This is a genomic window from Pseudovibrio sp. Ad5 (genome assembly GCF_001623095.1).
Taxonomy (GTDB): Bacteria; Pseudomonadota; Alphaproteobacteria; order Rhizobiales; family Stappiaceae; genus Pseudovibrio.
In genome coordinates this window covers 223,171-236,853 of sequence record NZ_LMCH01000057.1, presented here as the reverse complement: position 1 = coordinate 236,853, position 13,683 = coordinate 223,171, and the positions used below count along the sequence as shown (strand labels likewise).

Below are 13,683 nucleotides of genomic sequence, written 5' to 3'. Positions count from 1 at the left end.
CAGCATTCAGCGGACTGCTCTTTTGATAAAACAGCCCGGAATTGGGGTACGAATCCCCGCATTAACTCATGCGCGCATTTGTAACCTATAGTTTATGTAGAATGAACAGTTCACAGGGATGAAGTTGGTGGCGTTACCCGAGTTTTTACGCGAAAATCACGAAATTGCACTTTTGGACGGGTGAATTTTGCTGGCTCGGCAAAATTTTCCACTTCTCAGGCCACAATTCTTAATAGGTGCTAAAGCCCATGATTCTTTTCAGTGCTCTGATGTGCTCGGAATTTCGGTAGTGCTCTGCTTTTTAAGGATTCTTCGGTGCGTAAATATTAATAGAACCTTAATGTTAACTTTTTGTTAACCATTGCCTAGGCACTTTCTACCTAGTTTAATTTACCAAATCTGTTCTCATAGGTTGTGCTGTCAGATGGCCTTAACTGATCTTCCGATGTTTCAGGCGTTGCGCCAAAAGATGCAATGGCACCAACAACGTCAGGGTGTACTGGCTGAAAATGTTGCCAATGCAGATACGCCTGGTTACCGCAGCAAGGACCTGAAGGATCTGAGCTTTGGTGACATGGTCCAGGCCGAGGCTGGATCTGGTGCGTTGCGTCCTGTGGCGACAAATGCCGGGCACATTACAAGTGGCGGGATCAGCGCTGGTGTCGGGACGAAAGTAAGCAAGGCTTCCAGCTTTGAAAGAACTCCAGACGGCAACAGTGTGGTTCTTGAAGAGCAGATGATGAAGATCGCCGAGAACCAGATCGACTATCAGACAGCAACAAGCCTTTATACGCGCAGCCTTGGCATGTTCAAGACCGCGCTGAGACGATGAGTGAGAGCAGTTGCCTTGGTGTGATGAGCACTGAGGTTAATGTGGGAGGAACCCATGGATTTTATTAAGTCGATGTTTATTGCGGCGTCCGGGCTGAAGGCTCAGACAGGTCGCATGCGGGTGATCGCAGAGAACATTGCCAACGCTGATTCCACCGGCCAGACACCGGGTGAGGATCCGTATCGCCGCAAGGTTCCCACATTCACAAACAGTTTTGACAGCAAGGTGGAAGCTGAGCTGGTGAAGCTTGGCAAGGTGCGTGAAGACCAGAGCGAGTTCAAGCTTCGGTATGAACCGGACCACCCGGCTGCGAATGACAAAGGCTACGTGAAGATGCCGAATGTGAGTACGCTGGTTGAGATGGCGGATATGCAGGAAGCGACCCGCTCTTATGAAGCGAACCTGAATGTGGTGAAGTCTTCACGTTCCATGATGCAGAAAACGCTCGATATTCTTAGAGGTTGATGACCGGTTGGCTGATACCGGAAGGAGATACAATCATGTCTAATGCTTCTATTGCTGCAAGTGCTTATGCAAACACAGCAAAACTGAGCAATCCACTTGAAGCTGCCAGTGAGAGCGGTGACAAAAGCGGTGCTTTTGGCAATATGGTGCAGTCTGCGATCAGCGAGATCAATGAGGGTGGTCAGGTTGCTGACGTGCAGTCCCTTAACCTGTTGCAGGGCAAAGCCAATGTGGTGGATGTGGTGACAGCGGTTGCCGAGACTGAGCTTGCTCTGGAGACCGTTGTTTCGGTTCGTGACCGCGTTATTTCTGCGTATGAAGAAATTATGCGGATGCCAATCTAACAGCTTGGCTATATGTGTCAGTGCCAAGGTGATGAGCGAGAGGGTGGTTAAAGCAGGATGAGCGGAGCAGAAGTGCTGGATATTGCCAGCGAGGGCATATGGACGCTTATTCTGGTGTCGTCTCCTGTGATGCTTATCGGGCTTCTGGTTGGTGTGATTGTAGCGCTGTTTCAGGCGCTGACACAAATTCAGGAACAGACGCTGGTGTTTGTTCCTAAGATCCTGAGTATCTTTATTGCGTTGCTCGTGACACTTCCTTTCATGGGGGAGTTGATGAATTCTTTTACAAACCGCATTGCCGGGTTGATTATCTCCGGATATTGAGCGAGATACAGCGCAGGGCGGCGCGCATTCTGGGGGCAAATTTGTGACGGTCAATCTGGATTTTCTACCGGTGATCGTTATGGGTTTCCTGCTGATGTTTGCGCGCATCGGCACAATGTTTATGCTCGTGCCCGCCTTTGGCGAATCCTTCATTCCAGTCCGTGTCCGCCTGACCATCGCGCTTTTGATGACTTACGTGCTAGCGCCCATCAATGCTGATCTTTATCCGCCAGATGCCATGAGCAGTCTGCCACGTCTGCTGGGTTTGCTGGGCGGGGAGCTTTTGGTGGGGTTCTTCATCGGTCTGTCGATGAAGCTGATTTCCTACGCCCTTTCTACTGCTGGTACGATCATGGCCAACCAGTCGGGTCTTGCCTTTGCGATGGGCGGTGATGCGACGAACTCTGGTCAACAAGGCGCGCTGATGGGCAACTTTCTGAACGTGCTTGGCATCTGCATGGTGTTTGTCACCAACCTGCATTATGTGATGATTGCTGCCATGCAGGACAGTTTCACGCTGTTTCCTCCCGGTAATCCGTTGCCGGTTGGGGACCTCTCAGCGCAGGCGATTGCGACGGTGTCGCACATGTTCTCTGTTGCCCTTCGCATGGGTGCGCCGTTCATTGTTGTCGGGATCGTGTTTTACTTCAGTCTGGGCCTGCTGAATAAGCTGATGCCACAGATGCAGATCTTCTTCATCGCCATGCCGGTCAATATTCTGATCGGGTTTGGTATCTTCCTGTTGCTGCTTTCAACGCTGATGGGTTTTTACCTGACGGAGTTCCGAAATGCGCTTCAGCCGTTCCTGCTGAATTAACGAGGGATGTGATGGCTGAAGATACCGACGATTCGGAGAAAACCGAGGACCCCACCCAAAAACGGCTCGATGATGCATTCGAGAAAGGGGACATACCGAAATCGCAGGAAGTGAGTGCCTGGTTCTCGTTGCTGGGGACCGCTTTGGTGATTTCTTTCCTCGCGCCTGCGATGGTTGGGGGCATTTCTACCATTTTAAAGGGCTTTTTTGCCCATGCAGACACGATTGCTGTTGATCCGGGTGCTCTTGTTTTCCTTTTAGAAATAACTGGGCCTGAAATACTTGGTGTGGTGGCACTGCCTTTGCTCACACTTCTGGTGCTCGCCGTTGTTGGCAATGTGGTTCAACACAAACCACTTTGGACAGCTGAACGGTTGAAGCCGAAGTTGAACAAGATCTCGCCGCTTTCAGGAATGAAGAGGTTGTTCTCTAAAGACAGTCTTGCGAACTTTCTGAAAGGGCTCGTAAAGATCATCGCGGTTGCTGTGGTTGTCTTTCTGGTGCTGTGGCCGGAAAGAGACCGTCTGGATACTGTGGTGTTCAGAGAAACGGGCCTTGTGCTGGAGGAGGTCCGCGAACTTGCTATTATGGTGATTGGAGCAATTCTTGCGCTTATGACTGTTGTTGCCGGAGCCGATTTGGTGTGGCAACGGAAAAAATGGTTCGAAAAGCAAAAGATGACCCAGCAGGAAGTGAAAGAGGAATACAAGCAATCTGAGGGTGATCCCAAGATTAAAGCCAAAATTCGAGAGTTGCGCCTTCAGCGTTCACGCAACAGAATGATGGCAAGTGTGCCGGATGCGACGGTTGTTATTACAAACCCGACCCACTACGCGGTTGCCCTGAGTTACGAAGAGGGCATGGGAGCACCGCAATGTGTTGCGCTTGGGGTGGATGAACTGGCGCTCCGCATACGAGAGGTTGCGAAGGAATCCGATGTGCCGATCGTGGAGAACCCACCGCTGGCACGTGCGTTGTATGCAACGATAGAATTGAATGATTATGTGCCTGAGGAGCACTACGCCGCGGTTGCGAAGGTGATTGGTTATGTCATGCAGCTGCGTAAAAAGAAGAGCTGGCGGTCTTAACGGCACATGCGTGCCGGAGTGTCGGCTTTGGAGCGGACTATTCTCATGGCGCGATGGAGTCAAATCGTCTGCGGGGCAGCCGTAGAGAGGGTAAGATGACGAAGACCGAAGCGCGGCGACCTGAGCCGGTGATAGACAGGACAGACAAGGGAGGCAGCCTTGGGGCCTTGATGCTGCTTGCATTAGGCCTTGTTGCAGCGACAGCCGCCTTCGCGTTGATGCGCAAGGAGCAGGCGGAGCCCTATATTTTGGGGCTCCTGGGTGTTCTGGCCGTTGTCGGGGTGTTCTCTTTATTCGCCATGGCCATTGGCCTTTTACGGTTCATCTCCAAAACCCATCGCAATCCACTTGCTGAATCCTTCATGAATTCGCTGGATGATGGTGTTCTGCTTGCTGATCATAATGGCCGTATCATTTACGCCAACCAGTCCTATGCTGAGTTGACGGGTGCGCGTGGACCTGCGGATGTGCGCACGGTGGAGCGGGTGTTTTCGTCAGACCCGGATGCTGCTGATGCCATATTCCGGCTGTCGCAAGCGGTGCGGAGCGGACGATATGCAACAGAAGAAGTGCGCCTGCCGAATGCGGTTGGTGAGGTTGCCAGCGGGGCTCGTTGGTATCGCATCAGCGTTCGACCGCTGGATCAGGATGCAGCGGTTGGCGTTGAAAGCGGCATTACCATCTGGCAGGTCTCCGATATCACCCGTGACCGAACCGAACAAGAAAACTCCTTTCAGGAGCTGCAGAGAGTTATCAACTTCCTTGACCATGCGCCCTGCGGGTTCTTCTCCTCTGACAGCACAGGCAAGCTGGTCTACCTGAATGCGACACTTGCTGACTGGCTTGGCTATGATCTGACCCAATTCATCTCCGGCGAACTGTCTTTGAAAGACATCGTGCGCGGAGAAGGGGCAGCTCTTGTTGAGGCACTGCAAGGCTCTGAAGGGGAAGTTAAAACCGAGAGCTTCGATATTGATCTGGTGACCCGCAGTGGCACCGGGCTGCCTGTGCGCCTTGTACACCGTGTGCCGTTTGGAGCTGATGGGCTTGCTGGCGACAGCCGTACGCTTGTGATCAATCGCTCTGCGGGCAATGATGATGAAGAAGCGCTGCGGGCTGCAGAAGTGCGCTTCTCACGCTTCTTCAACAACACACCTGTCGCGATTGCCTCTATCGACAAGAATGGTCTTGTGGAGCGCACCAATGGCCCGTTCATGCGTTTGTTCGAGCAGGGTGAAGGCCTTGGCAAGGATGTGAAGCTCACCGAGTTCGTCGTTGAAACTGACCGCGTTGCTTTGCAAAGTGCGCTGGAAGAAGCTGCGCTGGGCAAGAGTGAGATTGCACCGCTTGACGTCTCGCTCAAAGGCAATGGTGATCCACGCTCCGCGACCTTCTACGTTTCTGCTGTGCAGGACAGTCAGGCCGGTGAAGATGCTGCGGTGATCTATGTTCTGGAAACCACGCAGCAGCGTGCTCTTGAAGCGCAGTTTGCGCAGAGCCAGAAGATGCAGGCGATCGGTCAGCTGGCGGGTGGTGTTGCTCATGATTTCAATAACGTTCTGACCGCGATTATCGGGTTCTCTGATCTGTTGCTGGCAAGCCACCGGCCTACAGATCCGGCGTTCCAGGACATCATGAACATCAAGCAGAATGCGAACAGGGCCGCTGGTCTTGTGCGTCAGCTGCTAGCGTTCTCCCGCCGTCAGACCTTGCGTCCGCAAGAGCTGGCACTTGCGGATGTGCTGGCTGATGTTTCCATTTTGCTGGACCGTCTGCTTGGTGAGAAGATTGAGCTGAAGTTGGTACATGGCCGGGAGCTGTGGCCTGTGATGGCGGATGTGAACCAGCTTGAGCAGGTGATTGTCAACCTTGCTGTGAACGCCCGTGATGCGATGGAAGGTGGAGGCGAGGTCTCTATTCGTACGCTCAACGTGGAAGAGGCTGTTTCCAAAACCTATGAGAACACGCGCGGTATGCCACCGAGTGAGTATGTTCTGATCGAGGTGGCTGATAATGGCCATGGCATGTCACAGGACGTGATGGACAAGATCTTTGAGCCGTTCTTCTCGACCAAAGATGTTGGTAAAGGAACGGGTCTTGGGCTTTCCACTGTTTATGGCATTGTGAAGCAGACTGGTGGCTATGTGTTCTGCACCAGTGAAGTTGGTGTGGGTACCACGTTCCGCATCTTCCTGCCGCGTCACATCTCCACTGAGAAGGAAGAGGTGGTTGAGGTTAAGCCGGAGCAGGAAGTGACAGAGGCTGACCTGACTGGTTCTGCAACCATTCTTCTTGTTGAGGATGAGGAGGCTGTGCGAGCCTTTGCTGCGCGTGCATTAGGTGGCCGCGGCTATGAGGTTTATGAAGCAGGTTCCGGCACTGAAGCATTGGAAGTGATGGAAGAAACAGGCGGGGCGATTGACCTTGTGGTTTCTGACGTGGTGATGCCGGAAATGGATGGGCCAAGCCTGCTTATTGAGCTGCGCAAGACGCGTCCAGACCTGAAGATCATCTTTATCTCTGGCTATGCTGAGGATGCGTTTGAGAAGAACTTGCCAGCTGAGGAGAGTTTCACCTTCTTGCCGAAGCCGTTCACACTCAAGCAGCTTGCAACAACCGTGAAAGAAACTCTGGAAGCCAAGACGCAAGAACGCGCCTAAAGCAGTTCGCATTTAAGTTGAAACACCTGAACTGCTTTAGCCTTTGTTTTTGCGTATCTTTATCCGAAAACCGGTTTCCACTTTTCGGAGATACGCTGTAGTTTCTTACTCTTTAATGCAAAAGGCCGGAGAGCTGTGAAGCTTTCCGGCCTTTTTTTGAATTCTTGATGCTTAGCAGCCTGCAGATGATTCCGCATTGGACTTCAAACGTTGAAGGCTCTGCATGGAACCCGGATTTCCTGGAAGTTGGAAAGACTGTTCTTGCGGGGTGTAGATGTTGTTGACCAGTGCAAGGTCCTGAACAACATTTGTACGGCACTGTGCGCCAGAGAAACGCACACGAATGCGGTAGGCGCGCTCACCGGAGTCAGAGGCGCCGAACTCGTTATCTAAAACAGCGTTTTCGCCGCGTACATAGCTTTCCATCACCACCATGTTTGGTTCGTTCTGCTGGACGATGGTGCCGCGTGCGCTTGCGCTATCGACCAGTGTTTTGCGAACAGTTTCAGGAGACGCGTTGATCTGAATGGTTTGAGAATCTGCGTCCGCGCGAATAGTTGGCTGACCACTGCGATTGGATGGGCCGCTTTGGCAAGCCGCGAGAGCTGCAGTTAATCCGATAAAAATGAGTTTCTTCATAGCGTAAATCCTGCGGGTGACAAAAACAGAAGCAGCTGCCGCCAACCGCGCAATTCTGTTTGGCGTGATTTCAATGGAGCCACCCATTAAATGGGATCGGCCTTTCTCGCATATGCCCGCCTGATGGCGTTTTGATGAGCACTATATGACCACAAGATGCAGATGCGCCAATAGAAACACAGAGATGTAAAATTCTATAGCTTTAGAACACCTAAAATAATCGGGACCGAAAAACAACGGAATCTTTCGATCAAAGAGATGTGAAAGCCTCTGCATGATTTGAGTTGACTACACGTGTTGAGGTGCTTTTGAAAAATGGTGCTGATCGTACATAAAAAATCCGGGCTGGAAGGACCAACCCGGATTTGCATCATTGCTTAATTTGAGAGCTGCTTACGCAGTCAAACCACAAGCGATTTTCGTAGCAAGCTTTGCGTTGTTTTTAACCAGCGCAATGTTGGTTGCGAGGCTGCGGCCATTGGTGCGCTCGAAAATGTCTTGCAGCACAAATGGAGTGACTTCCTTGCCGGTGATGTTCTGCTCTTCTGCTGCCTGAATGGAGGCATCAATGAACACCTGCATTTCGTCAGATGGGATTTCATCTTCAACAGGTACCGGGTTGGTGACGAGCATGCCGCCGTGGTCGCCAAATGTTTCGCGGAACTTGATGAGCTTGGAGATGTCTGAAGCATCGTCCAGGCTGTAAGGCGCTTTGATCTTTGAATCGCGGGACCAGAAAGCAGGTACGTTTTCACAGCTGAAACCAATGACTGGCACGCCGCGTGTTTCCAGAACTTCCAGTGTCTTTGGAATGTCGAGCAGGGCTTTTGCACCTGCGGAAACAACACAAACTGGAGTGCGGGACAGCTCATCCAGGTCTGCTGAGATATCGAAGCTGGTTTCTGCGCCTTTATGGACACCGCCGATGCCACCGGTTGCGAACACGCGGATGCCAGCTGCGTGCGCCGCCATCATGGTTGCTGCTACGGTTGTGGAGCCGTTTTTACCCAGCGCCATAGCGAAGGAAAGGTCTGCGCGGGAGCACTTCATGACGTCTTTGGCGTTTGCCAGTTCTTCCAGAGTGCTGTCTTCCAGACCCACATGCAGCTCGCCATTCAACACAGCGATTGTCGCAGGGACTGCGCCACCGTCACGGATGATCTGTTCTACTTCGCGGGCAGTTTCAACGTTTTGCGGGTACGGCATGCCATGGGTAATGATGGTGGACTCCAGCGCAACAATAGGGGCGCCATTGCTCAGAGCATCTGCAACTTCTTTTGAATGATGGATTTTAATTGAACTTCCCATGGTTTTCCCAGTCTTTCGTATGTTGTTGGTGCTTAGGCATGTTCTAATAAACGAGCTTTAAGCGATTGGGGTGAAAGCGTTTCTGGCGCAGCGCCGGTCGCTTCCACTGTAATTGATGCAGAGGCAAGACCGCTTTTTACTGCTGAAACCGGGGCTTCATTGAGGCAACTTGCATAAAGAAAGCCTGCAATGAAGGCATCACCGGCACCGGTGACATCTACGGGAACAACAGAAAATGGAGTGTGCGAGCTTGTGCTGTCTGCACAGTGAAGAGCCAGTGGCTTGTTGGAATTGCTGACCAGAACAGTAGGAATGCCCGCAGCTGCCAGCTTTCGAGCTAGTTCTTCTGCTGAGAATTCTCCTGGTTTGCACTCCAAAAGAGCTGTGGCTTCATCTGTGTTGGTAAAAAGAATGTCGATGTTTGAGAGGAGGGGACGCAGTTTGGGCGCCTTCGCAATCGAGACAGTGTCTGCTGCGAGAAGGTGATGCTCCTTGGCATTGGCAAGTGAGAGAAGCGTTGCTTCTTCCAGATTGGTTTCACAGAGCCAGATATCGCAGTCCAGCAGAGCCTGCGGGATTGGATTTGCTTCTGAGAAACTTACCTTTGCTGTTATCTCACTGTCTGAAATTGCGGAGAACAATGTGCCATCCGGATTGTGAAGTGCCAGATAGGATCCTGTTCGACCGTCTGCGACAGTGGTGATACTGGAGGTATCAATCCCGCAGTCTGTCAGACTTTTTGCGAGGAATGCTCCGTCTGCATCGTCCCCCAGACATCCATGCATTGTTGGTTGCATGCCCAGCCGGGCCATTGCGCGTGCAATGTTTGCTCCAACACCTCCAGCACGGGACATAATTTTCCCGGGTGTTGAGGTGTCCGGCTTGAATGGTCGATCTGCATGGGCAATCCTGTCCAGATGGATTGCTCCGATTACTCCGACCTTTTTAGTGGACATAACCAATTCTCCTCCCGACATCGAAAGACAGTTGATATGCAATGTGGTTGGCCAAAGCAAGCTACGAGCAAATACAGACTGTGGGTGATGTATCAAAAGTGCATTTTGCTGTTTGATTCCAGAAGCGGTCCTCCAAACAGGTGTCGGGAAAAGTTATCTACATGTTGAACAATAAGAGAACACATTGAAATTAATCCATTTTTATTAGTTAGTTATCAGGTATTGCGAAGTTGGAACAAAATGAGTACAAATAACTGACTTTGAAACTACGCGTCCATCGTGGAATAAGGGATGAGAACGTATGGCACAAACTTCACTTCGCCTTGTTGAGGGCAATCAGATGGACAAGAATAAAGCACTGGATGCAGCGCTTTCCCAAATTGAACGAGCCTTTGGTAAAGGCTCCATTATGCGCATGGGCCAGGGGCAGGCCGTAGAAATCCAGAGCGTCTCGACTGGTTCTCTCAGTCTTGATATCGGCCTTGGAATCGGCGGGCTCCCAAAAGGGCGTATTGTTGAGATCTATGGACCTGAAAGCTCCGGTAAAACCACGCTGGCTTTGCACACAGTTGCCTGTGCGCAGCAAGGAGGCGGGATTTGCGCCTTTATTGATGCTGAACATGCGCTGGATCCGATTTATGCACGCAAGCTTGGTGTGAATATTGATGACCTGCTCATCTCTCAGCCGGATGCTGGTGAACAGGCACTTGAGATCGCCGATACGCTGGTTCGCTCTGGTGCGATTGATGTGCTGGTGATCGATTCCGTTGCTGCGCTGACGCCAAAAGCAGAACTTGAAGGTGAGATGGGCGATTCGCTTCCTGGCCTGCAGGCTCGTTTGATGAGTCAGGCACTGCGCAAGCTGACCGCTTCCATTTCCAAATCCAACACCATGGTGATCTTCATCAACCAGATCCGCATGAAGATCGGTGTGATGTTTGGTTCGCCTGAGACGACAACCGGTGGTAACGCGCTCAAGTTCTATGCTTCTGTGCGTTTGGATATCCGCCGTATCGGTGCGATTAAAGATCGTGACGAAATTGTTGGTAACCAGACCCGCGTGAAAGTGGTGAAAAATAAGCTGGCGCCTCCATTCAAACAGGTTGAGTTTGACATCATCTACGGTGAAGGCATCTCCAAAATGGGAGAATTGCTGGATCTTGGTGTGAAAGGCGGCATTGTTGAGAAGTCAGGTGCGTGGTTCTCCTACAATAGCCAGCGGCTGGGGCAGGGGCGAGAGAACTCGAAAACCTTCCTGAAAGAGAATCCTGAACTGGCGGATGAGATTGAACTTGCTATCCGACAGAATGCAGGTTTGATCGCTGAAGCGATTGATGATCCGGAAAAAGCTGCGGAAAACCAATAGAGTTTAGAGGGGCTGGATTTATCCAGCCTCTTTTTTTGTAGGGTTTTATGGACAGATTTGCTGCATATGGCTAAAACGCGGCAGATACTAATTTTTTGTTGCATCGTTTTTGATGCGCATACCCTGCAATTTGGCGGCTGTGATTGTTGAAGTAGCTGCCCACTAGAAAACGAGACGGACATCAATACCTATGAGTGGCGTCAACGAAATTCGGTCGGCTTTTCTCGACTACTTTGCAAAGAACGGACACGAAGTTGTTCCTTCCAGTCCACTGGTGCCACGCAATGATCCGACATTGATGTTTACAAATGCGGGTATGGTGCCATTCAAGAACGTATTCACCGGTTTGGAAAAACGGGATTACGTGCGTGCAACATCTTCGCAAAAGTGTGTCCGCGCTGGCGGCAAGCACAACGATCTGGACAATGTTGGCTACACTGCGCGCCATCACACCTTCTTTGAAATGCTGGGCAACTTTTCCTTTGGAGATTACTTCAAGGAAAACGCTATTGAGCTGGCATGGAATCTGATCACCAAAGAATACGGGCTGCCGGCTGACAAGCTGTTGATCACCGTTTATTCCGAGGATGAAGAAGCATTCAAGATCTGGAAGAAGTTGACTGGCTTTGCTGATGAGAAAATCATCCGCATCCCAACCTCAGATAACTTCTGGGCCATGGGTGATACAGGTCCTTGTGGCCCATGCTCCGAGATCTTCTACGATCACGGCGAACATATCTGGGGTGGCCCTCCAGGATCTCCTGAGGAAGATGGTGATCGCTTTATCGAGATTTGGAATCTCGTGTTCATGCAGTACGAGCAGCTGCCAGAAAAGCGCATTGATCTGCCGCGTCCATCCATCGATACTGGCATGGGTCTTGAGCGTTTTGCTGCGATTATGCAGGGCGTGCATAACAACTATGAGATCGACCTCTTTAAGGCTCTGATTGCGAGCTCTGAGCATCTCACTGGTGTTGAAGCTGTTGGCAAAGCACAGGCGAGCCACCGGGTGATTGCAGATCACTTGCGATCCATGGCCTTCCTGATTGCTGATGGTGTTCTACCGTCCAATGAAGGTCGTGGTTACGTTTTGCGCCGCATCATGCGCCGCGCGATGCGCCATGCAAACCTTTTGGGTGCACAAGAGCCGGTCATCTTCAAGATGCTGCCTACTCTGGTTCGTGAAATGGGTCAGGCGTTCCCTGAGCTGCCACGTGCGGAAAAGCTCATTGAAGAGACAGTTCAGCTGGAAGAAAAGCGTTTCATCAAAACTCTTGAGCGGGGCCTTGGCCTGCTGGAAGATGCGACCAGTTCTTTGGGCTCCGGTGATCAGCTTGATGGTGAAACAGCGTTTAAGCTATATGACACCTTCGGCTTCCCGCTCGATCTGACACAGGATGCATTGCGCAGCCGTGAGATTGCGGTTGATACCGATGGGTTCAACACTGCCATGGAGCGCCAGCGTGCTGAAGCTCGTGCGGCGTGGTCAGGTTCCGGTGATGCTGCAACAGACGCCATCTGGTTCTCCATCAAGGAGAAAGCAGGCGCGACCGAGTTCCTCGGTTATGAGACTGAGAAGGCAGAAGGCGTTGTTTTGAACCTTGTGAAGGATGGTGAAGAAGTTACTTCTCTGAAGCAGGGTGAAGAAGGGTCTTTGATCCTTAACCAGACGCCGTTTTATGGCGAATCTGGTGGTCAGGTTGGCGACTGTGGTACCATGGTTGCAGATGGTGTTTCCCTTGCTGTCACCAACACGCAGAAGAAAGCTGACGGTCTGTTCGTCCATTTTGTTCGTGTTGAGAGCGGTGAAGTTAAGGTGGACGATGCGCTTGAGTTGGTTGTTGACCATTCTCGCCGCAGTGCTATTCGTTCCAACCACTCCGCAACGCACCTGGTTCACGAAGCATTGCGTGAAGTGCTTGGTACTCACGTTGCTCAGAAGGGCTCTCTGGTTACGCCAGAACGTCTGCGTTTTGACTTTTCGCATCCAAAGCCTGTCAGTGCTGAAGAAACTGTACGAGTTGAGGCTCTGGCCAACGAGATCGTGCTGCAGAACGGTGCTGTTGAGACTTCTTTGATGGAAGTTGATGAGGCGATTGAAGCTGGCGCGATGGCTCTGTTCGGTGAGAAGTATGGCGATGAAGTCCGTGTGGTTTCCATGGGTACGGCAACCACTGGCGAGAAAACCGGTAGGTCTTACTCCGTGGAACTTTGCGGTGGTACGCATGTGAAGCGCACTGGTGACATTGGTCTTGTGACTGTTGTTTCTGAAGGTGCTGTTGCTGCTGGTGTTCGCCGTATTGAAGCGCTTACTGGTGATGAAGCACGTAAGTATCTGGCAGAGCAGGATGCGCTGATGCGTGAGAGTGCTGGTTTGCTTAAGGTTGCTGCAGCTGACGTTCCTGCTCGCATTGCAAGCTTGCTGGATGAGCGCAAGAAGCTTGAGCGTGAACTGACGGACGCGAAGAAGAAACTTGCAATGGGCGGTGGCAGCTCCGATGGGGATGCCGGTGTTACTGAAGCGGGTAAGTTCAAGCTTATGGCTCGTGTTCTTGAAGGCATCAATCCGAAGGATCTCAAGTCTGTTGCCGATGAAGGCAAGACTGCGATTGGTTCCGGTGTTGTCGTGCTGATCAGCAAAGCGGAAGACGGAAAAGCTGCGATCGTTGTTGGCTCGACCAAGGATGTGAGTGAGACGGCCAGTGCGGTTGAGCTTGTTCGCATTGGTTCTGCTGCTCTTGGTGGTCGTGGTGGCGGTGGCCGTCCGGACATGGCGCAGGCTGGTGGCCCGGATGCAAGCAAGGCTGATGAGGCGATTGCTGCGATCAAGGCTCACCTTGAAACGCTGTAATACCGAACCAAAGATCTAAGAGTTGCAAAGGGG

12 protein-coding genes are annotated in these 13,683 nt (G+C 51.7%); 9 read left to right on the top strand and 3 right to left on the bottom strand.

The window, feature by feature from the left end; genetic code table 11:
• Positions 1-424: 424 nt before the first annotated feature.
• The 7 genes from flgB to cckA all read left to right on the top strand — a co-directional run bounded on the left by flgB (position 425) and on the right by cckA (position 6,530).
• Entirely contained in the window at positions 425-832 is a 408-nt protein-coding gene (gene flgB, locus PsAD5_RS15860) for a flagellar basal body rod protein FlgB (protein ID WP_082827033.1), read from the top strand.
• A 39-nt stretch (positions 833-871) separates the two neighbouring features.
• Positions 872-1,297 carry a flagellar basal body rod protein FlgC gene (gene flgC, locus PsAD5_RS15855; protein WP_057462615.1) on the top strand — a complete coding sequence of 142 codons (426 nt, stop codon included), beginning with the start codon at positions 872-874 and terminating at the stop codon, positions 1,295-1,297.
• Between the two features lie 35 nt (positions 1,298-1,332).
• Positions 1,333-1,641: a flagellar hook-basal body complex protein FliE gene (locus PsAD5_RS15850; RefSeq protein WP_208860463.1), complete on the top strand. Its 309-nt coding sequence runs from the start codon at positions 1,333-1,335 to the stop codon at positions 1,639-1,641.
• A gap of 57 nt (positions 1,642-1,698) precedes the next feature.
• On the top strand, positions 1,699-1,965 hold the full coding sequence (gene fliQ, locus PsAD5_RS15845) for a flagellar biosynthesis protein FliQ (RefSeq protein WP_057462613.1): 267 nt from the start codon (positions 1,699-1,701) through the stop codon (positions 1,963-1,965).
• A gap of 43 nt (positions 1,966-2,008) precedes the next feature.
• Positions 2,009-2,782: a flagellar biosynthetic protein FliR gene (gene fliR, locus PsAD5_RS15840; RefSeq protein WP_063289596.1), complete on the top strand. Its 774-nt coding sequence runs from the start codon at positions 2,009-2,011 to the stop codon at positions 2,780-2,782.
• A gap of 11 nt (positions 2,783-2,793) precedes the next feature.
• Entirely contained in the window at positions 2,794-3,870 is a 1,077-nt protein-coding gene (gene flhB, locus PsAD5_RS15835) for a flagellar biosynthesis protein FlhB (protein WP_057462611.1), read from the top strand.
• Positions 3,871-3,965: 95 nt separating this feature from the next.
• Positions 3,966-6,530: a cell cycle histidine kinase CckA gene (cckA, locus tag PsAD5_RS15830; RefSeq protein WP_063292775.1), complete on the top strand. Its 2,565-nt coding sequence runs from the start codon at positions 3,966-3,968 to the stop codon at positions 6,528-6,530.
• A 171-nt stretch (positions 6,531-6,701) separates the two neighbouring features.
• Here the strand turns inward: cckA and PsAD5_RS15825 are convergent, their stop codons facing one another.
• From PsAD5_RS15825 to PsAD5_RS15815, 3 genes are all read right to left on the bottom strand, one after another.
• Positions 6,702-7,169, bottom strand: a complete 468-nt coding sequence (locus tag PsAD5_RS15825) for a hypothetical protein (protein ID WP_063292832.1) — start codon at positions 7,167-7,169, stop codon at positions 6,702-6,704.
• A 393-nt stretch (positions 7,170-7,562) separates the two neighbouring features.
• Positions 7,563-8,477 carry a pseudouridine-5'-phosphate glycosidase gene (locus tag PsAD5_RS15820; RefSeq protein WP_063292774.1) on the bottom strand — a complete coding sequence of 305 codons (915 nt, stop codon included), beginning with the start codon at positions 8,475-8,477 and terminating at the stop codon, positions 7,563-7,565.
• Between the two features lie 32 nt (positions 8,478-8,509).
• The gene (locus PsAD5_RS15815; protein ID WP_063292773.1) at positions 8,510-9,433 is read right to left on the bottom strand and encodes a carbohydrate kinase family protein; all 924 of its coding nucleotides are present in this window, start codon (positions 9,431-9,433) and stop codon (positions 8,510-8,512) included.
• Positions 9,434-9,734: 301 nt separating this feature from the next.
• Here PsAD5_RS15815 and recA point away from each other — a divergent pair, with 301 nt between their 5' ends.
• Together recA and alaS are read left to right on the top strand one after the other, a co-directional pair.
• Positions 9,735-10,799 (top strand): recombinase RecA, encoded by a 1,065-nt coding sequence (recA, locus tag PsAD5_RS15810; RefSeq protein ID WP_057462600.1) that lies wholly within the window; start codon positions 9,735-9,737, stop codon positions 10,797-10,799.
• Between the two features lie 190 nt (positions 10,800-10,989).
• The gene (gene alaS / locus PsAD5_RS15805) at positions 10,990-13,650 is read left to right on the top strand and encodes an alanine--tRNA ligase (protein ID WP_063292772.1); all 2,661 of its coding nucleotides are present in this window, start codon (positions 10,990-10,992) and stop codon (positions 13,648-13,650) included.
• The last annotated feature ends 33 nt before the right edge of the window (positions 13,651-13,683 follow it).